Here is a 25,261-nt window from a genome sequence, read left to right as displayed (position 1 = left end):
CCTCTCCAGTCCCAGCATATGTGTCGAATGTGACTGATGAGGTTTCTTTGCTACGCCGAGGTTATCGGTCGAGCGCCCATCAAGGCGGTACCGACACGCACACAGGTAGAACCGTGTTCGATCGCCGATTCCAGATCACTCGACATGCCCGCGGAGAGTTCGGTCGCTTCCGGATGGTCCGCGCGTACCAGCGAGTGCAAATGCGCAAGGCGTGCAAAAGCGTCGTCGGGCACGGCGTCGAGCGGGGGAATCGCCATCAGGCCCGCGAGCTGCAGTCCCGGTGCGGTGGCCACCCGATCGGCCAGCGCCACAAGATCTTCCGGAGCGACGCCACCGCGACCCGGATCCTCGTCCAGGCTCACCTGTATCAAGACGCGAACCGGTTCGCCTCGCTCCCCCGCGTCCAACGCGGCCCGCGCCGCGGTGTCAAGGGCCGTTGCCAGGCGTTCGCTGTCGACCGAGTGCACCGCATGTGCCCAGCGCGCGACGATCCGAGCCTTGTTGCGCTGCAGCCGACCGATCATGTGCCAGCGCACATCCGCGAGCCCGGCCAGTTCGGCGACCTTCGCCGTTGCCTCCTGTTCCCTGGACTCGCCGAATTCCCTGCAGCCCAAGCGATGCAGGATGGCGATATCGGTGGCCGGGAAGAACTTCGTCACGGGCAGCAGCCGCACCGAATCCGGATCACGTCCGGCCGCATGACAAGCCGCGCCGATTCGCTTGTTCAGATCGGCGAGGTTCGCCGCGAGTTCGGCGGTCCGGCCGTCCATGGCCTCGGCCGCAACGGATTCCGTACTCATGCGTCCGCCTGTATCCAGATGACACCGGCCATGCGCCCGGTCGGTGCGCCGCGGCGATGACTGAACAGCGTCTTGTCCTCGATCGTGCAGCGCGGATCGATGGCCACCCCGCCGATTCCGGCTTCGGTCAGCTGTCTTTTGATTCCGGCGCGCAGGTCGAGTCCGGGGGTGCCGCGCGCGGTGGTTGTCGCGCTGCCGGGCAGATGCGCCTCGACATCGGCACGCATCGCGGCGGGCACCTCGTATTGACGGCCCGATGCGGCCGGACCGAGGAAGGCGCCGATCCGCTCGATGCTGGCGCCTGCCGCAACCATCGCGTCCAATACCCGCGGCACGATGCCGATGCGCGCGCCGATTCGCCCGGCGTGCACAGCCGCGATCACCCCCGCTTCGTCATCGGATAGCAGGATCGGTACACAGTCCGCGGTGAGCACCACCAGTGCCAGGCCTGGCACGGTCGTCACCAGTGCGTCGGTGGCGGGCACCGGTGCATCCGGTGGCCCATCGATGATTTCGACATTGCGCCCGTGGATCTGTTCCATCCACACGAGCCGATCCGGTGTCAGGCCGATCCCCTCGGCCAGCCGGTCCCGGTTCCGCTGAACGGTCGCCGGGTCGTCCCCCACATGATCCCCGAGATTGAACGAATCGTATGGCGGCGCCGAGAAACCGCCCGCTCTCGTGGTCGTCACTCGTCGAACGGTCAATGTCGGCGCTGTCATACCTCCGAGCCTAGTAGTGCTCGGAGGGTTGGGCCTTCCTACCGACGCATGAACGAAGGCACGTCGACATCGTCGTCGTCATCGGAATCCGGCGGCTCGATATGTGAGCGCGTAGTGTGCGTTGCCGTCGGCTCGGCCAGCGTGCGCGCCCGCTCGGAATCCCGGTAGCTGGGCACCGCACCCCGAGTGGAGCTGGTTTGACCTGCGGCGGAAGCGGTTTCGGTACGCGAGGCGGCGGCGATCTCGCTGGCCCGGCTGGTCTGGCCGATCTCACCGGCCCGACCCGACCCGATCGCGCCGCGACCCGCCTCGAAGGTGCGCCTGGCCGGACCGCCGCCGTCGAAACCGGCCGCGATCACCGTGACGCGAACCTCATCGCCGAGCGAATCGTCGATGACGGTACCGAAGATGATATTCGCCTCGATATGCGCGGCCTCCTGCACCAGCGAGGCCGCCTCGTTGATCTCGAACAGACCCAGATCCGAACCGCCCGCGATCGAGAGCAGTACGCCGTGCGCACCATCCATCGATGCCTCGAGCAGCGGCGAATTGATCGCCGACTCGGCGGCCTTGACCGAACGGCCCTCGCCGCGCGCCGAGCCGATGCCCATCAAAGCGCTGCCCGCGCCGGACATCACGCTTTTCACGTCGGCGAAGTCGACGTTGATCAGACCCGGGGTGGTGATCAGGTCGGTAATGCCCTGCACACCGTTGAGCAGCACCTCATCGGCGGAGCGGAAGGCGTCCATCAGGCTGACCGCCGCATCGCCGAGCTGCAGCAGCCGATCGTTCGGGATGACGATGAGCGTGTCGCAGGATTCGCGCAGCAGGTTGATGCCCACTTCGGCCTGGTTGCCACGGCGCTTGCCCTCGAAGGAGAACGGCCTGGTGACCACACCGATGGTGAGCGCACCGAGTTTGCGCGCGATGCTCGCGACGACGGGTGCACCACCGGTACCGGTGCCGCCGCCCTCACCCGCGGTGACGAAGACCATGTCGGCGCCCTTGAGCACCTCTTCGATCTCGTCCTTGTGATCCTCGGCGGCTTTGCGACCGACCTCCGGGTCGGCACCGGCGCCGAGACCGCGGGTGAGCTCACGGCCGACGTCGAGCTTGACGTCGGCATCGCTCATCAGCAGCGCCTGCGCGTCGGTGTTGACCGCGATGAACTCGACTCCCTTGAGTCCCTGTTCGATCATCCGGTTGACGGCATTCACGCCGCCGCCACCGATGCCGACGACCTTGATCACAGCAAGGTAGTTGTGCGGGGGCGTCATGGGCTCTCGCCTTCCTTCGATCTAAAGTCTGTCGTTTTCGGGTTCTCGACATTCGGCCTGTGACAGTTCGGGCAAACCCTAAACCTCAACCACAGGGTTAGCGTTATGTCAAGTATCCGACTGCTGCGGAACGCTATTCGCAGCCGCCGCGATAGACGCGCAGGCGCGCCGAAACGACTGACAGAATCTTGTGTGATCCCTCTCGTCTCACCGCGCAACACGTCGTATCGTGAACGGTTGCCCCCGAACCCCCGGTCTCGCTGGGCTGTTCCCACTGCGGTCACAGTTCCATCGAAAAACCCCTGGGCACAATGGGTATCGATCACTTTACCGTGACCAGATTCGGACTCGAAACATCGAACACCGTTCCATCGCGGGTCAACAGCGGCATCACCACGGCCGCCTTGCGTTCCGCGTCATTAGTTCCTCCCCACAGTACCGTGCGGCCGTCACGCAGGTTCAGCGAAATATCCGAAATCGACCGCGCGACAACCTCGTCCACTTGCACGACCAGCGCAGCGGGCAGTACCGACAGAACCGAGGCCGCTGCCCGGGTGACCGGATCGTCGCCGCCGGGATGTTCCGTGGTGAGCTTCGGAACGCCGATGGGCGCCTCTTCGATCGCGAACTCCACGCCCTCCGCATCCAGCAGATGCGCGCCTTGCGGACTGTCCCAGAACAGTACTGGCGTGCGCTCCACCACCGTTACCTTGACGGTGGACGGAAATACGCGTTGCACCCGTGCAGTGCGGACCTTCTGAATGCTCGCCACCCGCCTGGCCATCGCATCTGTGTCGATGCGCAACATCGAGCGGCCGGACGGGATCTCGAGTTTATCGCGCACCTGTTCCTCGGGCACCGCGACCAAACCGTCGATCTCGACCGTGCTCGCCGAAAGCACCGGGGTGAACCAGGCCAGTACAACGACAACGGTAAGGACGCACACACCGAGCAAACTCCACAGGCGCAGGCGACCCCGGTGTGCCCGGTCGAACCAGTCACCCGCGGTTCGCATCGCGGGTCACCGCCCGTATTGCGGACGAGCTCGCAGCCCATCGAGAATCTGGCTGCCGAGCATCGTCACATCACCCGCGCCCATGGTGATCACCACATCGCCGGGCAGTGCCAGACCCGCGACCTGACGACCGACCCGCGACATATCCGGCTGGTAGTGCACGGGTTTGGTGACGGCTTGGGCGACGAGTGCGCCGTTGACGCCGGGCAGCGGCTTCTCCCGCGCTCCGAAGACATCGAGCACGACAACCTCGTCGGCAAGGCTCAGCGCCGCGCCGAAATCCTGGGCGAAGGTGGCGGTGCGGCTGTAGAGGTGTGGTTGGAACACCACTATGACCCTGCCCTGTCGGGAGCGCGCACCGTCGCGGGCCTCCTGCTGCACCAGTTCCGCGGCCGCGCCGAGTACCGCACGCACTTCGGTCGGGTGGTGGGCGTAATCGTCGAAGACGCGCACCCCGTTTTCCCGGCCCACGAACTGGAACCGGCGGTGCACACCGCCGAAACCCTCCAGCCCCTGGATGATTTCGTCCACATCCGCACCGGCGGCGCGTGCGGCGAGCAGCGCGGCCAATGCGTTGAGCGCCATATGCCGACCGGGCACCGCGAGTCGCAGGGTGCGCGGCGCGGCCTCATCGGCGAGCTGGAACTGAGCCAAGCCGCCGACATCGCGCGGCTCCCAGCTGTGCAGCCGCACGCCCACCGGAACCGGCGCGTCGGACAGCTCACCCGACCCGTAGCCGAGTACCCGAACGTTCTTCTCCGCCAATCGCGCACCGACCCGCTCGGCCAGCGCCCGTGAACCGGGATCGTCCAAACACACCACCAGCAGCCCGCCGGGGCCGAGACGATCGGCGAAATCGTCGAATACCTGGACATAGGCCTCATCGGAGCCGAAGAAGTCCAGGTGATCGGATTCGATATTGGTGACCACGGCGACATCCGGGTCGTACTGCAGCAGCGAGCCGTCGCTCTCGTCGGCTTCGGCGACGAAGATCTCGCCGGTGCCGTGGTGGGCATTGGTGCCCGCCTCGTTGAGTTCACCGCCGACCGCGAAGGACGGATCGAATCCGCAGTGCTGCAACGACACGATCAGCATGGAGGTGGTCGAGGTCTTGCCGTGCGTGCCCGAGACCAGCAGCGTGCGATGTCCCTGCATCAGCGAGGCGAGTACGGCGGGACGCAACAGCACCGGAATATCGCGCCGATTCGCCTCGACCAGTTCGGGATTGGTCTTCGGGATGGCCGCGTAGGTGGTGACCACCGCGGTCGGGCCGCCGGGCAGCAGATCCAGGGCACTGGCATCGTGACCGATGCGCACCTGGGCGCCGCGGGCCCGCAGCGCGAGCACACCACGACTCTCCTTGGCATCCGAGCCGGAGACCGAGCCACCACGCGAAAGCAGGATGCGAGCGATGCCGGACATGCCCGCCCCGCCGATACCGACCATATGCACGCGCGCCAATTCGGGCGGCAGGGCCGAGCGCGTCTCGTCGGCACCGGATTCGACCGCCCCGTATTCGGTGGCATCGGCTCCCGTGGTCACCGGCCGCTCACCTCGACGACAATGCGCGCCAGCTCGTCGGCGGCGTCGCGGTGTCCGGCGCCTGCAGCGGACAGGCTCATCTCGATCAGCCGTGCGTGGTCGGTCAGCAAAGGTATCACCTCGTCGATCACGTATTTCGGGGTCAGCTCGGCATCGGGGACGATTCTGCCACCCCCCTGACGGACGATCGGCCTGGCATTGAGTTCCTGCTCACCGTTGCCGTGCGGCAGCGGTACATAGAACGCGGGCAGACCGACCGCCGACACCTCGGCGACGGTCATCGCGCCGGAGCGGCAGACGACCGCGTCGGCGGCGGCATAGGCCAGGTCCATCCGGGAAAGATACGGCACGGCGATATACCGCGCCCCACCCTCATCCGATTCCGCGACCTCGAGGGTGTTCTTGGGTCCGTGCGCGTGCAGCACCGAGACGCCCGCCGCGGCCAGCTGTGGCGCCGCGCCGGAGATCGCCTTGTTCAACGAGACCGCACCCTGCGAGCCACCGAAGACGAGCAGGACCGGTCCCTCGGCGGGCAGGCCGAAATGCGCACGGGCCTCGGCCTGCAGTGCGGCCCGATCCAGCGAGGTAATGGACCCGCGCACCGGAATGCCGATGACCTCGGCCTTGGCCAGACCCGAATCGGGTACGGCGGCAAGCACTCTGGCCGCGCGCCTGGCGCCGACCTTATTGGCGATCCCCGCCTTGGCATTCGCCTCGTGCACCACCACCGGTACCGCGCGCCTGCGGCCGAGCGCGCCACGGCCTGCGGCGAGATAGGCGGGCAGTGCGACATAGCCGCCGAAGCCGACGATCACATCGGCCTCGACCGCATCGATGACCGCCCTGGTCTTGGCCACCGAGGCCCGGACGCGGCCGGGCAGCCGCAGCAGATCCGCGCTCGGCTTGCGCGGCAACGGCACCGGCGGGATCAACTCCAGCGGATAGCCGCGTTCGGGCACCAGTTTGGTCTCGAGGCCGCGTTCGGTGCCGAGTGCGGTGACCCGGATCGAATCGTCGAGCCGCCGCAGCGCGTCGGCGACGGCCAGCGCGGGCTCGATATGTCCCGCGGTACCACCGCCCGCGACGATCACCGACAGTGGTTTGCGGGGTCGCTCCGCACTCACCTGGATCTTCCCCGATCTCTCGCATGGTTTATCGGATAGCTCGGCTCCCACGCCCTGGTCGCCCGCAGCGAACTCGTTCCCCGGCTCTCGGGCACGCGGCGTCGACCGGATTCGGACTGGCTGCGCCGTCCCTGCGGCAGTGCGGCCCGTGCCCGGTCGGCCTTGGCCCGTTCGGCCCGTGCCCGCTGTTCGGCCGCCTTGGCCTTGGCCGCGGCCGAGCGGGCACGTGCCGCGTCTGCCTTCGCCGGTGAGTACACCTCAGGCTTGGGCAATCGCAGCAGCCGGCTGAATCTGCCGTCCTGTCCGGCCTGCAGCGCCGAAATCGCCTCGGGCTCGTGCCGGGCCGCATTGGCGATGATGCCGAACATGAACAGGGTGATCGCCAGCGACGAACCGCCCGCCGAAACCAGTGGCAGCTGCAGACCGGTCACCGGGAGCAGGTTGACCACATAGCCGATATTGATCAGCGCCTGGCCGGTGATCCAGGTCGTCGCGGTCGCGGTGAGCAGGCGCAGGAACGGATCGACCGAACGACTCGCGATGCGCAGGCCGGTGTAGACGAACAGTGCGAACAGGCCCAGAACCAGTGCGCAGCCGAGGAATCCGAGTTCCTCGCCGATGATGGCGAAGATGAAGTCGTTGTGCGCGTTCGGCAGGTACTGCCATTTGGCGCGGCTCTGGCCGAGGCCGCGACCCCAGATCCCGCCGTCGGCCAGCGAGTACAGCGCCTGGCGCGCTTGATAATTGATGCCCTGCGGATCGTCGCCCGGATTGAAGAAGGCGCGCATCCGGTCCGAGCGATAACCGGCGGACAGCGCGAGGATGCCAGCGGCGATCATGCCCGAAATCGCGATGGTGACGAACAGCCGCACCGGCAGCCCGCCGAACCACAGCAGTGCGGCGAGCACGATGCCCAGCGCGATGGTGGTGGACAGGTTCGGCTCGAGCACGACGAGCAGACACACCAGCAGACCGGCAGGCACCAGCGGCACCAGAATGTCTTTCAAGCCGGCCTGTTCCGAGCGACGCGAGGCGAGCAGATGCGCACCCCACACCACCAGCGTCACCTTCACGATCTCCGATGGCTGCACCGAGACCGGCCCGAGGAAGAACCAGCGCCGCGCACCCTGCACCTCCGAGCCGATGCCGGGAATCAGCACCAGCAACAGCGCCAGCACCGAGATCGCGAACAGCGGAAACGACCATTGCCGCAGTCGGCGCAACGAAATCCGCAGTGCCAGATAGAACAGCACCGCACCGATCGCGGCGAACATGGCCTGCTGGATGAACAACGAATACGCCGACCCGCCGTCGACATACGCCTCGACGCTCGATGCCGACAACACCATGACCAGACCGAGCACCGTCAGCAGTGTCGCGATCGTGACGACGAGATGGAACGACGCGAGCGGGCGCGCCAGCCAGGCGCCGAACTTGGTGGCCGCCAGCCGATTCCGCCGGGTCGTCTCGGTCATAGATGCCGCCCGATGTCACCGTCTTCCAGCGCGGCCACCGCCGCGGCGAAACTGCGCCCGCGGTGGGTGTAGTCGGCGAACATGTCCAAGGAGGCCGCGGCCGGAGCCAGCAGCACAGTGTCCCCGGGGCGGGCGAATCCGGCCGCGGCGCGCACGGCGTGCGCCATCACGGCGTCGGCGCTCGCAGCCCCATCGATCCCAGCGTCACCCATTCCTGCATGGTCTCCCGCGCGGACCTCGACAACCGGGACCTCGGGCGCGTGTCGCGCCAATGCGGCCGCGATCACCGGCGAGTCGGCCCCGATCAGCACGGCCGCCACGAGGCGATCGGCGGTCTCCTCGACCAGATCCTCGACCGATGCACCCTTCAGCTGCCCGCCGGCGATCCAAACCACCTGCGGGTGACCGAGAATCGAGGAGCGGGCGGCATGCGGGTTGGTGGCCTTGGAGTCATCGATGAATTCGACACCGGACACCTCGCGCACGAAGGCGGCCCGGTGCGGACCGACCCTGTGCTCGATGAGACCTTCCCGCACGAATTGCGGTGCCACATCGATGGCCCTGGTCAGCGCGGCGGCGGCGAGTGCGTTGGCGACACCGGCCGGTCCCTTGGGGCTGATGTCGCCGACCTCGGCCAGGATCGCGGCCTTGGTGAAGGCGCGGTCGAGCAGTTTGCCGTCCACGACACCGAGTTCGCCGTCGGCGGGTACACCGATGCGGAAGCCGACCGTCCGGCGCGCTTTACTGCGCCGGGCCAGCGAGGCGGCCACCGGATCGTCGAGTCCGACGACACCGACTCGGCCGTAGAGCGCCCTGGACTTGGCGGCGGCGTAGGCATCGAGGCCGCCGTGCCAATCCAGGTGATCCTCGGCCACATTCAGCACCACACCGGCCTCGGGCCGCACCGAAGGCGCCCAATGCAATTGGAACGAGGACAGCTCGACCGCCAGCACCTGCGGACCGGGATTGCGGCGCAGCGCATCCAGGATCGGCAGTCCGATATTGCCGCAGGCGACACTGGCGATACCGGCCGCGCGCAGGATCGAATGCACCATCGAGGTGGTGGTGGTCTTGCCGTTGGTACCGGTAACCACCAGCCATTTGCGGACCGGACCGTAGATCCTGGCCTGATCGACCCACCAGGCGAATTCGACATCGCCCCAGACCGGGGTGCCCTCGGTCACCGCGGCGGCGAGCACCGGCGAATCCGGCCGCCAGCCCGGACTGGTGATGACCAGTGCGAAGCGGCTCCAGTCCGCGGTTTCCAGTTCGGTGCAGGTCGCGATGTCCAGACCGAGCCCGGCCGCCTCGGCCAATGCGGCGGCACCGCCGTCGGTGACCACCGGACGCGCGCCGATATCGCGCAGCGGTTCGATCAGCGAGCGACCCGAGACACCCCATCCGGCCACCAGAACGTCACGGCCACGCAGGAATTCGAGCATAGGCCCCGGTGTTCGCAGGGCCCGTGGAGAATGTTCGACCATCGCTACTTCACCCGACCGCTGAGAGATATTCGCTGTAGAACAGGCCGAGTCCGACCGCCGACGCCATCGCCGCCAACAGCCAGAACCGAATGATCACCGTAGTCTCGGCCCACTTGCTGAGTTCGAAGTGATGATGGAACGGCGCCATCTTGAATAGCCGGTTGCGGGTTGTGCGGTACACCGCGACCTGCAGCACCACCGAGGCGGTTTCCGCGACGAACAGCGCACCGATCACGACCATCAGCAGTTCGGTGCGGGTCGTGATGGACAGGCCTGCGAGCATGCCGCCCAGGGCCAGCGAACCGGTATCGCCCATGAAGATCTTGGCGGGCGCGGCATTCCACCACAGGAAGCCGACACACGCGGCGGCGGCCGAGGCGCAGACCAGTGCGAGGTCCAGCGGATCGCGCACGTTGTAGCAGCCCGCCTCCGGGATCGTCGCGCAGGCATTGCGGTACTGCCAGAACGTGATGATCACGTAGGCACCGAGCACCAGGCTCATCGAACCCGCGGCCAGGCCGTCCAGGCCGTCGGTCAGGTTCACCGCATTCGACCAGGCCACGACCAGCAGACAGACCCAGCACAGGAAGATGATCACGCCCATCGACACCGTGGTGATATCGCGGACATAGGACAGATGTTTGCTCGCCGGAGTCAATCCGTTGCCGCCACGGAACTGCAAGGCGAGGATGCCGAACAGGACCGCGGCGCTGAGCTGACCGACGTATTTACCCGCGGCCGACAGACCGAGATTGCGCTGCTTGCGCAGCTTGATGAAGTCGTCGAGGAAGCCGACCACACCGAGTGCGGTGGTCAGCCCGAGCACCAGAATGCCTGAGGCGGAAGGTCCGTCGGCGTCGTAGCCGATGCCGATCAGATGTGAGCCCAGGTAGCCGGCCCACATGCCGACCAGAATGGCCACACCGCCCATGGTCGGGGTGCCGCGCTTGGCCTGATGACTGGCCGGACCATCGACCCGGATCTCCTGCCCGAAGCCCTGCCTGGCGAAAATCCGTATCAACAGCGGCGTCAGCAGGATGGAGACCGCCAAAGCGATCCCAGCCGCGAACAGAATCTGCCTCATTCGAGCGCCTCCGTGCTACCCCGACTAATTCCCGCACGTTCCGCGCTGGTCAAATGTTCGGCGACCGCCCACAGTCCGACCGCCTTGGACGCCTTGACCAGCACCACATCGCCCGGTTCGACCTCGTTGTCGAGCAGCGCGACGGCCGCGCCGATATCGGGCACGAGGATCGACTCCTCGCCCCACGAGCCTTCCATTACCGCGCCCTGGTGCATCGCGTGGGATGGCCTTCCGGTGCCGACCACGATCAACCGTGAGACATCCAGGCGCACCGCGAGGCGGCCGATCCGGTCGTGTTCGATGACGGATTCCTCGCCGAGTTCACCCATTTCGCCGAGTACGGCCCAACTGCGGCGCGGGGCGTCGCCCGCACGCGACATGGTCACCAGCGCCTTGAGCGCGGCGCGCACCGAATCCGGATTGGCGTTGTAGGAGTCGTTGACGACGGTGATGCCGTCGGCGGTGGTCCGCACATCCATGCGGCGGGCCGATGCGGCATGTGCGCCGCCGAGTGCCTGCGCGACGGTTTCGAGGTCCGCACCGCATTCGAGTGCGACGGCGGCGGCGGACAGCGCGTTGCCGACCTGGTGTTCGCCGTGCACGGCGAGCCGCACCGGGATGCTGCCCTTACTTGTGTGCAGCGTGAAGCCCGCGCGTGCCTCGGCATCGAGATGTACATCGGTGGCGCGGATTTCGGCATTGCCCGCTTGGCCGACCGTCACCACGCGGGCCTGCGTGCGTACGGCCATCGCGGCCACCTGCGGATCGTCGGCGTTGAGTACGGCCAGACCCGTCGACGGCAACGCCTCGACGAGTTCGCCCTTGGTCTGCGCGATCGCCTCGCGACTGCCGAACTCACCGAGATGGGCGGTGCCCACATTGAGCACGACACCGATCTTCGGCGGCGCGACCTGTGCGAGCGCGGCGATATGGCCGGGACCTCGCGCGGACAGTTCCAGTACCAGGAAGCGGGTGTCGGCATCGGCGCGCAGTGCGGTCCACGGATGGCCGAGTTCGTTGTTGAACGATCCGGGCGGCGCGACGACCGGACCCAGCGGCGTGAGCACGGCCGCGAGCAGGTCCTTCGTCGAGGTCTTACCCGAGGAGCCGGTCACCCCGACCACGGTGAGTCCGCCTGCCGCGGAAAGACGTTCGACGCTCACCCGGGCGAGCGTAGCGAGCGCGACCAGCACCGCGGCGCCGGACCCGTCCGAATCACCGGCCAGCGCAACGGATTTCGCGGGCACGGTACCCGGACTGGGAGCCACCACGATCGCGGGCACGCCCACCGGACGGGCCGCGAGCACCGCGACCGCACCGGCGTCGACGGCAGCCTTCGCATAGTCGTGGCCGTCGGCCTGTTCACCGGGCAGGGCCAGGAAAAGATCCCCGGAACCGATTCGGCGCGAATCGAATTCGACCGAACCCGTTACCGTCACCTCCGGGTCGGGAGCGTCGTGCAGCGTGCCGCCGACGACCTCCGCGATCTCCCGCAGCGTCATCTCGATCATGAAACCGTCATGTCCTCCGCGTCCGACCCCTGCGGACTCTGCTCAGTATTGGATCGGCCGCGCTCGCGGGGCCCTACGTGGTCACGCTTCGCTACCGTCTCCGGGCCCGTCGCTCCCGCGGCGGTGTTGTCGTCCTGCGGGCCCCGGTCCCGTCGCTCCAACGCCGCCGCGAGCACCTCGCGATCGTCGAACGGATGCTTCACGCCCTGGATCTCCTGCCCTGCCTCATGTCCCTTGCCTGCCACCAGCACCACGTCACCGGGACGGGCCCAGTCGACGGCGGCGGCGATGGCCGCGGCCCGGTCCCCGATTTCGCGTACCTCACCGCGTTCGGCCTCCGGGACCGCCAGCGCGCCTCGGCGCAGCGCGGCGCGGATCGCGGCCGGATCCTCGCTGCGCGGATTGTCGTCGGTGATGATCAGCAGATCGGCGCCGCGCGCACCGGCCGCACCCATCAGCGGGCGCTTACCCGCGTCCCGGTCGCCGCCCGCGCCGACGACCACGGCCAACCGACCACCGGTATCGGCCGCCAGATGACCGCGCAGCGTGGCGATCACCGACTCCACCGCCGCGGGCTTGTGCGCATAGTCGACGATCGCAAGGAAGTCCTGTCCGCGCTCGACCCGCTGCATGCGGCCCGGCACGTCGACGGTGGCCAGTGCGGGCGCGGCGACGGCGGGCTCCACTCCAGCGGCGGTGCACACCGCGACCGCGAGCAGTCCATTGGCGACGTTGTAGCGGCCCGGAAGCCGCAGGCGCACATCGACATTCGCCCCCGGTCCGGCAGCGGTGAATTCCTGCTCGCCGCCGTGCGCGGACACCTCGCCGGTGAGCTGCCACGTGCCGGAACCGGTGGTGGATACGGTGATCGGATCCGTGAGATCGGCGGCGAGGCGCCGTCCCCATTCGTCATCGACGCAGATGACCGAGGTGCGTGCGGCGACCGGCGACTCCGGTTCGAAAAGCCTGCGCTTGGCGGCGAAGTAATCCTCGAAGTCGGTGTGGAAGTCCAGGTGGTCCTGGGAGAGATTGGTGAACGCGCCCACCGCGAAGCGCACACCGTCCACCCGGCCCAGCGCCAGCGCGTGGCTGGAAACCTCCATTACGACCGCATCCACACCCTGCTCGACCATCAGCGCGAACATGGCGTGCAGCTGCGGCGCTTCGGGCGTGGTCAATGCGCTCGGCACCCGGCGACCGCCGATCCTGGTCTCGATGGTGCCGATCAGGGCCGTTGACAGGCCGCCGGCGGCCAGACCGGCCTCCACCAGATACGCAGTAGTCGTCTTGCCCGAGGTGCCGGTGATACCGACGATGTGCAGCCGCTCGGACGGATTGCCGTAGAGCGCGCCCGAAAGCTCGCCGAGCACCGACCTGGGCTGCTCGCGCACCAGCACCGGCACGCCGAGCTCACCGGCGAGTTCGGCGCCCGCAGGGTCGGTGAAGACCGCGACCGCGCCCCGTTCGACGGCATCGCGTGCGAAACGTGCGCCGTGCGCCTGCGCGCCCGGCAGCGCGGCGAACAGATCACCCAGCTGCACCGCATGCGAGCGCTGCTCGATGCCGGTGACCTGGATCTGCGCGAGGTCGGCTCGCGACGAGCCGGCACCGGTCATGGCCAGTACGGTGGACAACGACGTCGACCGCGGATGGGTCGGCCGGAGCACGTGCTGGCTGGACTGCGCGGGCACAGGGCTCCTCTCGGGAATCGGCATGGACGGGACTGGGTGGATCTATAGGAAAGGCGGGAACGTCGAGTCAGGTTACCGACGTCGGCTCACGGCTGGGCAACGCGGCTCCAATCTTATGAAGCCTGCAGAACGAACCGTCGCGACGGCTCGGGTGAAGGGGGGATACGGTCGCGCTGCAGCGCCCAGGAGGCGATGTTGTGGAACAGCGGCGCCACCGACCCGCCACCGCTGCCGTCGGAGCTGCGAATCGGCGCGTCGAGCATCAGACCGATGACGTAGCGCGGGTTGTCCGCGGGCGCCATACCGGCGAAAGTGATGTAGAACGACGAAGTCGAATAGCAGCGGCAGCTCGGGTCGACCTTCTGGGCGGTGCCGGTCTTGCCCGCCACCTGATAGCCATCGATCGCCGCGGACCCACCGGTCCCCATCTGCACACCCATCGGATCGCGCTGCACGACCGCCTGGAACATGGTGCGCAGCGTGGCCGCGGTCTGTTCGCTCACCACGCGCACACCGTCGGGCTGTGGCTCCTCGGTGCGGGTGCCGTCCGGTGCGGTCTCGGATTTGACGATGCGCGGCGGAATCCGCACGCCGCCATTGGCAATGGCCTGGTACATCCCGGTCATCTGCAAGGTCGTCATCGAAAGGCCCTGTCCGATGGGCAGGTTCGCGAAGGTACCGCCGGACCACTGGTCACGGGCGGGCACCTGGCCCGGGCTCTCGCCGGGCAATCCGACACCGGTGCGCTGGCCGAGTCCGAAGCGGTTGACCATATCCGCGAACCGGTCCTCGCCGACCCGCTGCGCCAGCATCAGCGTGCCGACATTGGAGGACTTACCGAAGATGCCTGTGGTGGTGTACGGCAAAGTGCTGTGCTCCCAGGCATCGTGCACGGTGACCCCGGACATTCGGATCTCGCCGGGCACCTGCAGCACCTCGTCGGGATTGGTCAAGCCGTATTCGATGGCCGCGGCCGCGGTCACGATCTTGTTGACCGAACCGGGTTCGAAGGGGTCCTGCACCGAGGGGTTCTGCATCTCGGCATTGCCCCAATGCTGCGGTCCCAGCGCCGGGTTGAAGGTGTTGTCGTTCGACATCGCCAGCACCTGGCCGGTTTTCGCATCAAGCACGACGGCCGAGGCCGCGTTCGCGCCGGACATCTCCTTGGCCTGCTGCACCTGCTGCTGCACGTAGTACTGCAGATCCGAGTCCAGGGTCAGTTGGACCGAGTAGCCGTTCACCGCCGGCTGCTTATCGCGCCAGCTGCCCGGAATAACCGCACCGTCGGAACCGCGGTCGTAGGTCTGCGAGCCGTCGGTACCCGCCAGCAGCGAGTCCAGCGACGATTCGAGGCCCATCTGGCCGTGTCCGTCCCAGCCGGTGGTGCCGAGCACATTGGCGGCCAGCGAGCCGCCCGGATAATCGCGCACATCCTGGCGCTCGGCGCCGACCTCGGGAAATTGCACCTTGATATCGGAGGCTATGCGCGGATCGACATTACGGGCGAGATAGACGAACTCTGTATCGCTCTTCAGCTTGTCCAACAGTGCCGATTCGGCGGGCGCGTCCTTGCCGATCTTGTCGTGGATGGTCTTGGCGATCGCTTTGAGCCGCTCATCGGGATCCGGAGCCTTGGCCGACTTCTCCTTCGCATCGGTGAGTTGTTTGCGCACGACCACCGGCTGGAAGGTCAGCGCCTGCGCGCTCAGCGTGATCGCGAGGGACTTCCCGTTGCGATCGGTGATCGGCCCACGGGTGGCGTACTCGGGCTCGTGGGTGGTGCGCTGACTGGCCGCCTGCGCCGACAGGCTGGGCGCGGAAATGCTCTGTACCCACAGCAATTGCAGCGCGACGACCGCCAGTGCGATCAGCATGATCACCCGGCCGACACCGAGACGCAGGCGCAGCGGCCGATCCGGGGCGGCCTTCCGCGGTCTGGATGCGGTTGCCGTCCTCGATGTCCCGGAGGCTCTGGTAGAGCCCGCGGATGCCGACGGCCCGCGGCGCTGACGCGACGCGGGCCTGGTCTGCCGCATGCTCATCGGGCGCCCTCGTCAGGGGAGGGCGCTGGTTGGGGTGTCTCGGACTGCGGCGCTCGAGCTTGCGTCGGTACAGGCTGCGGAGTTTCCGGTTGCGGTGTCTCCACCGGAGCCTGCGCGACCTGACTCGGCGTCGGCGCCGGGCTCGCCGGTGTCGGGCTGGGCGTCGGACTCGCCTGTCCCGCAACGGCGTTCGCGGGCTGGCCGGTATTCGGCTGGGTGGGCGGTGCGGTCGGCGTGGTCGTCACCGGAACCAATCGTTCACCGCGGGCCTGGGCATTGCCCGTCGGCGGGACGGTCGGTGTTGCGGGCGAGCTGTTCAGCGGCGGCACCGGCGCGCCCTGCGCAGGAGTCGGCTTGCCGATCACCGTTACCCCGCCATCCGGTCCGATCACCAGCCGGGCCGGATCCTTGGCCGGGATCATTCCGAGTTCGCGGGCCCTGGCGGCGAGTTCGGGCGCGGAGTCGGCGGCCTCGACCTCGCGCTGCAGCGCCGCGCGTTCGTCGGCCAGCTTGCGGTTGGTCGCCCTGGCATCGCCGAGCTGATAGCTGTCCTCCGCCGAACGGGTGGTGAGCAGCAGGGTGAGCGCGAGACCGCAGCCGAGCAGCGCAATGATGGCCGCCACGAACGGAATTCGCGAAGCCATCGCCGATGCGCGCTGCTTCGGCAGATCATGCTGGTCCCCCGACTGCTCTGCCCGCATCCGACGCTTGGCGTAGGCCCGTTGTGCGGCACCCGATTTCACCCGCTCGGCGGCCTGAACCCGGCGAGCGATCCGGCCCGGCGCCTCGACGGTACGCGTGCGCACACTCATGCTGTCCCCTCCTGGATTCTCTCCGCCGCGCGCATCCGCACGGGTGCCGCCCTCGGGTTCTCTTCGATCTCTTGTTCGGTCGCCTTCTCGGCGCCCCGGGTCAGCAACTTGAATTCCGGTCCCATACCGGGCAATTCGACCGGCAGGTCGACCGGTGTCCGCGATGTCGTGCGCGGCGCCAACTCCTGTTTGACCACCCGATCCTCGAGCGACTGATACGACATGATCACGATCCGGCCGCCGACCCGCAGCGAGTCCAGAGCGGCGGGCAGGGCGGCCCGCAGCGAGTCGAGCTCGCCGTTCACCTCCACCCGCAGCGCCTGGAAGGTGCGCTTGGCCGGATGCCCGCCCGTCCGCCTGGTGGCGGCCGGGATTGTGGCATAAAGTAATTCGACCAATTCGGTACTCGTGCGAAACGGCTTCTGCTGCCGACGGCGCAGCACTTCGGATGCGATCTTGCCCGCGAAGCGTTCCTCACCATAGGTTTTCAGCACGCGCGCCAGATCACCGTGGCTATAGGTGTTGAGCACATCGGCGGCGGTGATGCCGGTGGTCGGATCCATCCGCATATCCAGTGGCGCGTCGACAGAGTAGGCGAAGCCGCGTTCGGCCTCGTCGAGTTGCATCGAGGACACGCCGAGATCCATCAGGATGGCGCTCACCGATCCGGTGGTCGGCAATCCGGCCTGCTTCAGCGCGGCCGCGATTCCGTCATATCGGATGTGTACCAAGGTGATTCGGTCCGCGAATGGCGCCAGTCGCTCGCCGGCCAATGCCAGCGCATGGGTATCGCGATCGAGTCCGACGAGGTGGATATTCGGGTAGGTGCGTAGGAAGTGTTCGGCGTGTCCGCCCAAACCCAATGTGGCGTCGACATATACCGCGCCGGGTTCGGCGAGTGCCGGACCGAGGAGCGCGTCGGCCCGCTGGAGCAGAACCGGAACATGGCGAGGACCGTCCTGTTCACGGTTCACCTCGACCTCCCGGAATCCTGCCTCGCGTCGTCGCGCATCGAGCCGTGTCAGTGGGATCACTCGCTGCGGGGTCGCCTTGTTACACAGCTACTTTCGAAAATACGAATGCCGCGGGGTCTCTGACCGGAGCCTCGGCACCTGGCGTCGGGGAAGTACGTCAGGGTCCGCGCGTCCGGGCAGAGGCCGCGTGGCACTCGTTCGCTCAGGGCTAGAAGATTCCGCCCAGCGACTCATCTCTCGCTTGCGCGTAGTCCTCCTCGTGCTCGGCGAGGTAGGACTCCCACGCCTGCTTATCCCATATCTCCAGGAAGTCGACCGATCCGATCACCACGCAATCCCGCGAAAGGTTCGCGTAGCGACGATGATCGGCCGACAACACGATCCGGCCCTGGGCGTCCGGACGCTGTTCATCCGTACCGGCCGCGAGTGCCCGGACGAACGCGCGCGCCTGTGGATTGCTTCGAGATGCCGCCGCGGCTCGCCGTGCGAGAGCGGTGAACTCTTCCTTGGGGTATACGGCAAGGCTGTGGTCCTGACCCTTCGTGACCATCAACCCTCCCGCCAGATCGTCTCGAAACTTCGCAGGCAACGTCAGTCGCCCCTTGTCATCCAACCGAGGTGTATAGGTACCGAGAAACAACCCGCTACCTCCCGGATCAACCCCGTGGTACGGGGAGCACGATCACCTCGGATGTATGCCCTTCCTCTTGTGCGCGCTCCACATTACCCCACTTTCCCCCACTTTCAATCGAAACGCGGGGTGATCTGGCTCCCCGCGTCGTCGATTACGCAGGTCATCCCAGCTATCACTGTGGTGGAGAACTTTTTCCGTGTTCTGGCGACACGCGCCACACGGCGAGACAAGGGCCCGACAACTATCAGCAAACGCCATGGTTCCCCAGGTTTCGGCCAGTCACGGGGCGGCGCGGAGGTGGGCGGTGGGAGGTTGTGGGGGAAGATCGTGGGGCGTTGTGGGGAACCGCGCGCGGCGCACCTTCAGCAGCCGGGCGGTTCACGCATGAGAACGCGCCGCCGCACCTGTTCGGTGCGGCGGCGCGTTCGATATGTAGGTGTCGGCTACGGGCGCGCTACTCCTGATCGAAGCGGCGGCGGAACCGATCCTCCATGCGCTCGGAAAAACCACCGGACTTGCGCTGTCGCCCACGTCCGCCCGATCCGCCACTCGCGCCACCGGATTGGGCATTGCCCGACCGGTCGCCCTTGGCGATGCCCTTAGAACTGCCGAGCAGCAACAGCACGCCTGCGGCGAACATCACGATGAAGCCGATCAGGCTGATGATCGGAAAGTCGCCGAGCTTCACCGGAGCGGCTATGCCGGCGACAAGTAGAAACAGGCCGAGGACGAACAGGGCCGCGGCCTGGAGTCTGCGACGACTCGAGGTCGAGCGAAGGCGTCCGCCGCGGACGGACGACGCGAACTTCGGATCCTCAGCATAGAGCGCGCTCTCGATCTGTTCGAGCATGCGCTGCTCGTGCTCGGAGAGTGGCACGGTACCTCCCCCGGCACTAGGCGTGGCTGTCGCCTCCGGGTAGGCGACAGATAACCAAGGTCGGCTATCTGCCACCAATGATACGAGTTCGATCAGTGCCGTACCACCTACTCGCCGATAACTAAGCGGTCATACCGCCGGACCAGCCCGGCGCGGGACGCAATCGAGCCCCGGCATTCACCAGATCTTCCACGTCGTGGAGGAATGCACCCACCCGCGAATAGAACTCGTCGGCCTGCCGATCATCCACATTGCGATCCAACCCCGCCTCCAGCGCCGCCCTGATCTCCGAACGGGCGCTGAAGTAGTCGGCCCACATGACGAATTCGGGCGCGGCGCGCTGCATCAGCACCCAGGCATTGCGCGAGCGCGCCCGCGGCGCTGCGTCTGCCCCGGTGAACGCGAGCACGGCCCCGGCCCCGCGCAGCGCGGCGAGATACGCGGTCCGAAAACGTTCGCGCGGGTCGTGTTCCCCCGCCGCCTGCATCAGCAAGCCGTCCGCCCGCTGCAGCAGCTTGCCCGCCTTGCCGGGTTGCCCCGGGTGTTCGATCCGACCAGACATCAGCCGTCCCTCCGAGTCGCTCACCTGGCCTATCCTGGGCGCGAATGCCGAGTTCCCAGCACCGCGGGGATCGAACAGGTATTCGAACGTTTGAATTGAGATTGAATATAGGGACACCCACCGACAACTTTCCGCGGACCGACGAGAGCCATGACAGCCGTCAAGCCCAAACACACCCCCGCCAACGCCCCTGTCGTCATCGACCTCTCCGTCGCGGCGCTGCGCTCCCGGCTGCACGACGCGCTCGCGGTGTACGTCGCGGCGATGGAATATCCGCACGGCACCGAACACCATCGCGCGCCGATGTGGACCGAGCACACCACCCGCGTCGGCTGGCAGGGCGTCGCCGCCGTCATCCCCGATGATTCCGGGCAGATCGACCTGCGGACCGCGCCGATGGTGGCCATCGCCTACGGCTATCGCGGCGCCGCCCACCAGTGGTGGCATCAGCAGGTGCACAGCGGGATGCGGCGCTCGGGCTGGCCGGAACATTCTGCGCGCGAACTGCTTTCGGACTATTTCGAACTGACCGAACTGCACGTGCATCCGTCGGCGCAGGGTCGCGGCATCGGCGGCGAACTGCTGACGCGGCTGCTGGCGAATCGCACCGAGAGCGCGGTGCTGCTGTCCACACCGGAAGTGCAGGGCGAGGCCAATCGCGCGTGGAAGCTGTATCGGCGACTCGGATTCACCGATGTGATCCGGAATTTCGTCTTCGCCGGGGATACCAGGCCGTTCGCGATACTGGGACGGCGGCTGCCTCTGTGACCGTTGTGGTCGTCGGGTCGGGCCATAACGCGCTCGTCGCGGCTTGCTATCTGGCACGGGCCGGGGAGCGAGTGGAGGTGCTCGAGCGCGACGAGGTGCTCGGCGGCGCGGTGTCGACGGTCGAACGCTTTCCCGGCCATCTGGTCGATCGCGGATCGTCGGCGCACATCATGGTGCGCCATACCGGGATCATCGAGGAACTCGAGCTGTCGCGCTTCGGGCTGCGTTATATCGATTGCGATCCTTGGGGTTTCACGCCCACGGGGCCGGATGGCGGTGCGCCGATCGTTTTCCATCGCGATCTCGATCGGACCTGTGCCGGAATCGCGGAGATTTGTGGTGCGCGGGATGCGGTGGCCTATCGACGCTTCGTCGAGGTCTGGGGGCCGCGGTCGGCGCGGGTGATGCGCGCGTTCGGCGGTGCGCCGACGCCCGGGCGGCTGCTGCGTTCGTTCTGGGGGCTGGACGCGGGCGATGGCGGGAGTGCGTTGTCGCGGGAGTTCCTGCAGACCGGCGACGCCCTGCTGGACAGCTACTTCGACGATGAGCGGCTCAAGGCGTCGCTGGCCTGGTTCGGTGCGCAATCCGGGCCGCCGATGTCGGAACCGGGGACCGCGCCGATGGTCGGATTCGCCGCGCTGATGCATACGCTGCCGCCGGGACGGGCGGTGGGAGGAAGTGGAGCGCTGACGACGGCACTGGTCGCGCGGCTGCGCGCCGACGGCGGTGTGGTTTCGGCGGGCGATGGGGTAACCGAGCTGCGGCAGGTCGGTGCGGGCTGGCAGGTGCGCACGGCGTCGGGACGAAGCCTGCACGCGGACACCGTGATCGCGGGCGCCCATGTGCTGACCACGCTGGATCTGCTCCGGGGCGGCGGATTCGACGATGCGGTGCTCGACGATTGGCAGCGGCGGATCCGGGTCGGGCCCGGTATCGGCATGGTGGTACGACTCGCGACGTCTGCGCTGCCGCAGTATCCCGGTAGTTCGACCGCTGAATCCGCCAATGGTCTGCAGTTCCTGGTCTCCGATCGGCGGCAGTTGCGGCGGGCGCACGGTGCGGCGCTGGCCGGCGATCTGCCGCCGCGACCGGTGGTCCTGGCCATGAGCTTCAGCGCGCTGGATCCGAGCATCGCCCCGGCCGGTGAACATCAGCTCTCGCTGTGGGCGCAGTGGCATCCGTACGAGCTTGCCGACGGGAGCGACTGGGCCGCACACGCGGAGTCGGAGGCCGATCGGATCATCGCCGAAGTCGACTCCTACGCACCGGGTTTCGGGACGTGTGTGCTGCGACGGTACGTGCAGACGCCGGTCGATCTGGAGCGCGAGCTCGGATTGCGCGGCGGAAATGTGATGCATGTGGAGATGTCGCTGGATCAGATGATGCTGTGGCGGCCGCTGCCGGAGTTGTCCGGGCAGCGAGTGCCCGGCGCACCCGGGTTGTATCTCACCGGGGCGTCAACGCATCCGGGTGGCGGAGTGTCCGGAGCGAGCGGGCGCAGCGCGGCACAGTTGGTGCTGCGCGACCGACGGCGCAACCGGTTTCCCCTACTGCGCAGACGATGACGGAGACCACCGGGCCAACCGTGCCGGAGCCGGACGAGCGACCCACATCAGGGCCGGAAAGCCCTGGTCCGGGGACCACCGGGCAAGTCGAGTCCGCCCGCGCAACGGATTCCGAGCTCCATAGTCCGGCGAGTCCGGAGACCACCCGACGAACCGAATCCTCCGACACAACGGACTCCGACGTCCGCGGTGCTGACGGGAACCCGGCAAGTCGGCGCGGTCCAGGTCGGCGCTCGCGGTCGGCGTCAGCCTTTCGATGGACGCCGCGGTTGCTGGCGCCCGTGGTCCCGGCGGTGCTGCTCGTGCTCGTGCAGATCAGTTATCCGCTTGCCTCGGGGGTCGCTCGCGATCGGGTGACTGTAGCGGTCGTGCTGTTGTCGGCGGGGACTGCGCTGGTGCACGCGGTGGTGACGCGTGGCATCAGGTACGCGTTGGGGTTCGTGGTGATTGTCTCCGGGCTCGGACTGGTTGCCGAAATCGTTGGCACGGCAACGGGTTTCCCATTCGGTAGTTATGAATATGCCGACGGCAGATTGGGGCCCGCGCTGATGGGAGTGCCATTGGTGGTCGCGCTGGCCTGGACCGGTGGGCTGTATCCGGTGTGGGTGGTCGCCGGGTTGTCGACTCGGCGGTGGGGCGGGCGAGTTGGTTTGACCGCGGTCGGGGCTGTGGGCTGGGATCTGTTCCTCGATCCGCAGATGGTGGCGGACGGGCAGTGGACTTGGGGTGCCGCCGGTCGAGGGCTGCCCGGGCTCGATGAGATTCCGTACACGAACTATCTGGGGTGGTTCGCGGTGGCGCTGGTGATGGCGTTGCTGCTGACCGGGTTGGATCGCGTCGCGGGGACGGGGAGTCCGAATACGTTTGCACCTGCGGCAGAGCGCCTGCCATCGACAGCGCAGACACCGGCGACAGCCCCTGATGAGGCGCAGGATGGAACATCGGCGCTGAAGTTGGGAACGCCTGACCCGACCGGTCCGGAGCACGGATCCCGAGGGCCGGTATCCCCGATCTCGGCAGCTGCGGTGGTCCCGGCGGCGGTGTTCATGTGGACCTGGCTCGGGTCGACGCTCGCGCACGCGGTGTTCCTCGATCTGCCGTATTCGGCCTGGTACGGGTGCATCGGGCTGGGGGTGCTCGGCGTGCCGCTGCTGGTGCGATCGGTCGCGGCCCGGCGGGTCTGAAGCGGTGCGGACCGGCTGTCCGATACTTCGGTCGGCGTGCGTTCCGCCCGTCGCGTGGCAATTCGGGGCGACCGCCTGGCACGATGTGAGCCGTGCAGCCGAGTCCTCTCACCGCGATGCCCGACACATCGGTTCGACCGCCACGTTCTCCCCGGCCCGGAGCACGGGTGGCCGCGGCAGTACTGCTGGCCGCGATGCTGGTGCCCATGCTCGCGGGCTGCCTGCGGGTGCAGGTGTCGATGGGTGTGTCGTCCAATGACCGGGTCTCCGGACGGATCGTGGCCGCGGTGGTGCCCGCGGACGCCAATGACAAGGGCCCGCAGCTGAAGGCGCCCGATTCGCTGGCCGCGAAGGTTCGGGTCGAGCCGTACAGCCAGGACGGCTATGTGGGCAGCAAGGTGTTCTTCGAGGATCTGTCCTTCGGTGAGGTCGGCCAGCTCGGCGCGCTCTCCGATCAGACCCAGGGCATGTTCAACCTGTCGTTCCAGCGCACCGGCGACCTGGTCAGCCTCAATGGCCGGGTCGATCTGAAATCCGTTCCACCGCACGGTTCGGATGTGCAGTTCACCGTGGCTTTCCCGGCCCGCGTCGCCAAGACCAACGGCAATCGCGAGGACGACTCGACCGTCTCCTGGAAACTGCCGCCCGGCGATGTCTCTACCCTGCGCGCCGAGGTCAGCTACGCGGACCCGAATACCCGCTCCTTCGCGGGCTGGGCAGGCATCGTCGGCGGTATCACCCTCGCCGTCGCCGCCATCATCGCCGCCATCGCCTACATGGACCGCAACCCGGCACCGCCCGGTGCACCGGAAACCAACTTCTCACCGAGCAATCTGTGGCGTTCGCTGACCCGCCGCTGACGCGAACCCTGCGCGCGGGCGCGGCGATCGCCGCGTGGACGGGCGCGGGTATCGCGCTGTTCGGTTGCGGGACAGCGTTGTTCAACCGCGTGACGGTGCGCAGGCTCTCGGCCGGACCGAATACCGTGATCGAGCCGGTGTCGGTGTGTATCCCGGCACGCGATGAGGCACAGCGACTGCCCGAGCTGATCAATGATCTCCGTGGCCAGGTGGGTGTGCCGCGACTGCGGGTGCTGATTCTCGACGACGCGTCGTCGGACGGGACCGAAGCGGCCGCGCTCGACGCGATTGCGGACGATTCGCGCTTCACGGTGTTCCGCTCCGAGACCGAACCCGCACCCGGATGGACCGGAAAGGCCGCGGCCTGCGCGCGACTGGCCGAGTTGGCCGATGCCACGGTGCTGATCTTTCTCGATGCCGATGTACGACTGGCACCGAATGCGGTCGCCGCGGCGACCGCCGAATTGCGCCGCAGCCGAGCCGCATTGTTGTCACCGTGGCCGTACCAGGTGACCGAATCGCTGGCCGAGGCGCTGGTGCAGCCGCTGCTGTGCTGGTCGTGGGCGACGAGCCTGCCGATCGCGGCCGCCAATCGCAGCCTGCGCCCCTCGACAGCCGTGGCCTGCGGCCAGTTCCTGGTGTTCGACGCCACCGCCTACCACGCCATCGGCGGGCATGCCGCGGTCGCCGCGAGCCCGACCGAGGACCTGGATATCGCTCGCGCGCTGCGTCGCTCGGGTCGCCGGACCGCGCTGGTCGCGGCAGGCCGAGCGGCGAGCACCCGAATGTACCGTGGCGCAGCCGAACTGGAGACCGGTTACAACCGTTGGCTGTGGTCCGCCTACGGCGGCACGACAATCGGCGGCGCGGCGGTGGGAGCCGTTGCGACACTGGCCTACTGGGCGCCCCCACTGGCCGCGATCGGCGGCCAGGGCTCCATACGCACCGCCGGTCTCATCGGCTACGGCGCCGCGGTCGCCAGCCGCCTGCTCGCGCGCTCACTGGAACGCGGCGCCACGACCCGCACCGACGCCCTTGCTGCCCTGGCACATCCGATCTCCATCGACGCCTACCTCCGCCTCTGGACCCGCTCCCGCCGCGCCCACCGCACCGGCGCGTTGACCTGGAAGTCCCGCCCCTTGACCCGCTGATCAAGATCAGGTGGGATCCGTGGCGGCATCGCCCGAGAAGACCCAGCCGCCAGTGCCACCTGATCTTGATCGGTCCTCAGGACTCTCAGGGATGGGGCGGGCTGCGC

At 67.6% G+C, this 25,261-nt stretch carries 22 protein-coding genes; 5 read left to right on the top strand and 17 right to left on the bottom strand.

Annotated features, from left to right (window positions below; all coding sequences use genetic code 11):
* Window positions 1-50: 50 nt before the first annotated feature.
* The 17 genes from ACFYOW_RS38050 to ACFYOW_RS37970 all read right to left on the bottom strand — a co-directional run bounded on the left by ACFYOW_RS38050 (window position 51) and on the right by ACFYOW_RS37970 (window position 19,626).
* Window positions 51-800, bottom strand: coding sequence for a YggS family pyridoxal phosphate-dependent enzyme (locus tag ACFYOW_RS38050; protein ID WP_387294950.1), 750 nt, complete (start codon window positions 798-800; stop codon window positions 51-53).
* On the bottom strand, window positions 797-1,522 hold the full coding sequence (pgeF, locus tag ACFYOW_RS38045) for a peptidoglycan editing factor PgeF (protein ID WP_387294948.1): 726 nt from the start codon (window positions 1,520-1,522) through the stop codon (window positions 797-799). Before pgeF ends, ACFYOW_RS38050 begins: the two co-directional genes overlap by 4 nt.
* 38 nt (window positions 1,523-1,560) lie before the next feature.
* Window positions 1,561-2,799 carry a cell division protein FtsZ gene (gene ftsZ, locus ACFYOW_RS38040; RefSeq protein ID WP_387294946.1) on the bottom strand — a complete coding sequence of 413 codons (1,239 nt, stop codon included), beginning with the start codon at window positions 2,797-2,799 and terminating at the stop codon, window positions 1,561-1,563.
* Between the two features lie 322 nt (window positions 2,800-3,121).
* The gene (locus ACFYOW_RS38035; protein ID WP_387294943.1) at window positions 3,122-3,814 is read right to left on the bottom strand and encodes a cell division protein FtsQ/DivIB; all 693 of its coding nucleotides are present in this window, start codon (window positions 3,812-3,814) and stop codon (window positions 3,122-3,124) included.
* Window positions 3,815-3,820: 6 nt separating this feature from the next.
* Entirely contained in the window at window positions 3,821-5,260 is a 1,440-nt protein-coding gene (gene murC / locus ACFYOW_RS38030) for a UDP-N-acetylmuramate--L-alanine ligase (protein ID WP_387295041.1), read from the bottom strand.
* A gap of 92 nt (window positions 5,261-5,352) precedes the next feature.
* Window positions 5,353-6,480: an undecaprenyldiphospho-muramoylpentapeptide beta-N-acetylglucosaminyltransferase gene (gene murG, locus ACFYOW_RS38025; RefSeq protein WP_387294940.1), complete on the bottom strand. Its 1,128-nt coding sequence runs from the start codon at window positions 6,478-6,480 to the stop codon at window positions 5,353-5,355.
* A complete protein-coding gene (gene ftsW, locus ACFYOW_RS38020; protein WP_387294938.1) occupies window positions 6,477-7,955 on the bottom strand; it encodes a putative lipid II flippase FtsW in 1,479 nt (492 codons plus the stop codon). The genes murG and ftsW overlap by 4 nt, the downstream gene beginning before the upstream one ends.
* A complete protein-coding gene (gene murD / locus ACFYOW_RS38015; RefSeq protein WP_387294936.1) occupies window positions 7,952-9,397 on the bottom strand; it encodes a UDP-N-acetylmuramoyl-L-alanine--D-glutamate ligase in 1,446 nt (481 codons plus the stop codon). Before murD ends, ftsW begins: the two co-directional genes overlap by 4 nt.
* A gap of 49 nt (window positions 9,398-9,446) precedes the next feature.
* Window positions 9,447-10,523 carry a phospho-N-acetylmuramoyl-pentapeptide-transferase gene (gene mraY, locus ACFYOW_RS38010; protein WP_387294933.1) on the bottom strand — a complete coding sequence of 359 codons (1,077 nt, stop codon included), beginning with the start codon at window positions 10,521-10,523 and terminating at the stop codon, window positions 9,447-9,449.
* On the bottom strand, window positions 10,520-12,034 hold the full coding sequence (gene murF / locus ACFYOW_RS38005) for a UDP-N-acetylmuramoyl-tripeptide--D-alanyl-D-alanine ligase (RefSeq protein WP_387294931.1): 1,515 nt from the start codon (window positions 12,032-12,034) through the stop codon (window positions 10,520-10,522). Before murF ends, mraY begins: the two co-directional genes overlap by 4 nt.
* Complete coding sequence (locus ACFYOW_RS38000) at window positions 12,031-13,749, bottom strand: UDP-N-acetylmuramoyl-L-alanyl-D-glutamate--2,6-diaminopimelate ligase (RefSeq protein WP_387294928.1); 1,719 nt, start codon at window positions 13,747-13,749, stop codon at window positions 12,031-12,033. The genes murF and ACFYOW_RS38000 overlap by 4 nt, the downstream gene beginning before the upstream one ends.
* 89 nt (window positions 13,750-13,838) lie before the next feature.
* The gene (locus tag ACFYOW_RS37995; protein WP_387295039.1) at window positions 13,839-15,761 is read right to left on the bottom strand and encodes a peptidoglycan D,D-transpeptidase FtsI family protein; all 1,923 of its coding nucleotides are present in this window, start codon (window positions 15,759-15,761) and stop codon (window positions 13,839-13,841) included.
* Between the two features lie 2 nt (window positions 15,762-15,763).
* Window positions 15,764-16,579, bottom strand: coding sequence for a hypothetical protein (locus ACFYOW_RS37990; protein ID WP_387294926.1), 816 nt, complete (start codon window positions 16,577-16,579; stop codon window positions 15,764-15,766).
* The gene (gene rsmH, locus ACFYOW_RS37985; protein ID WP_387295037.1) at window positions 16,576-17,553 is read right to left on the bottom strand and encodes a 16S rRNA (cytosine(1402)-N(4))-methyltransferase RsmH; all 978 of its coding nucleotides are present in this window, start codon (window positions 17,551-17,553) and stop codon (window positions 16,576-16,578) included. The genes ACFYOW_RS37990 and rsmH overlap by 4 nt, the downstream gene beginning before the upstream one ends.
* A 208-nt stretch (window positions 17,554-17,761) precedes the next feature.
* Window positions 17,762-18,193 carry a division/cell wall cluster transcriptional repressor MraZ gene (gene mraZ, locus ACFYOW_RS37980; protein ID WP_036535307.1) on the bottom strand — a complete coding sequence of 144 codons (432 nt, stop codon included), beginning with the start codon at window positions 18,191-18,193 and terminating at the stop codon, window positions 17,762-17,764.
* Window positions 18,194-18,641: 448 nt separating this feature from the next.
* Window positions 18,642-19,064 carry a DUF3040 domain-containing protein gene (locus tag ACFYOW_RS37975; protein WP_040688643.1) on the bottom strand — a complete coding sequence of 141 codons (423 nt, stop codon included), beginning with the start codon at window positions 19,062-19,064 and terminating at the stop codon, window positions 18,642-18,644.
* Between the two features lie 121 nt (window positions 19,065-19,185).
* Window positions 19,186-19,626, bottom strand: a complete 441-nt coding sequence (locus ACFYOW_RS37970; protein WP_387295035.1) for an SAV_6107 family HEPN domain-containing protein — start codon at window positions 19,624-19,626, stop codon at window positions 19,186-19,188.
* Between the two features lie 150 nt (window positions 19,627-19,776).
* Here ACFYOW_RS37970 and ACFYOW_RS37965 point away from each other — a divergent pair, with 150 nt between their 5' ends.
* The 5 genes from ACFYOW_RS37965 (at window position 19,777) to ACFYOW_RS37945 (ending at window position 25,154) form a co-directional block, all read left to right on the top strand.
* Window positions 19,777-20,394: a GNAT family N-acetyltransferase gene (locus ACFYOW_RS37965; RefSeq protein WP_387294923.1), complete on the top strand. Its 618-nt coding sequence runs from the start codon at window positions 19,777-19,779 to the stop codon at window positions 20,392-20,394.
* Complete coding sequence (locus tag ACFYOW_RS37960) at window positions 20,391-21,959, top strand: phytoene desaturase family protein (RefSeq protein ID WP_387294921.1); 1,569 nt, start codon at window positions 20,391-20,393, stop codon at window positions 21,957-21,959. The genes ACFYOW_RS37965 and ACFYOW_RS37960 overlap by 4 nt, the downstream gene beginning before the upstream one ends.
* A gap of 269 nt (window positions 21,960-22,228) precedes the next feature.
* Complete coding sequence (locus ACFYOW_RS37955; RefSeq protein WP_387294919.1) at window positions 22,229-23,143, top strand: carotenoid biosynthesis protein; 915 nt, start codon at window positions 22,229-22,231, stop codon at window positions 23,141-23,143.
* Between the two features lie 116 nt (window positions 23,144-23,259).
* The gene (locus ACFYOW_RS37950) at window positions 23,260-24,003 is read left to right on the top strand and encodes an LppM family (lipo)protein (RefSeq protein WP_387294917.1); all 744 of its coding nucleotides are present in this window, start codon (window positions 23,260-23,262) and stop codon (window positions 24,001-24,003) included.
* A gap of 8 nt (window positions 24,004-24,011) precedes the next feature.
* On the top strand, window positions 24,012-25,154 hold the full coding sequence (locus ACFYOW_RS37945; protein WP_387295033.1) for a glycosyltransferase: 1,143 nt from the start codon (window positions 24,012-24,014) through the stop codon (window positions 25,152-25,154).
* Window positions 25,155-25,261: the final 107 nt, after the last annotated feature.

The sequence above is a fragment of the Nocardia sp. NPDC006982 genome, assembly GCF_042869435.1.
In the GTDB taxonomy this organism is placed as follows: domain Bacteria; phylum Actinomycetota; class Actinomycetes; order Mycobacteriales; family Mycobacteriaceae; genus Nocardia.
This window is presented reverse-complemented; position numbering and strand designations above follow the sequence as displayed.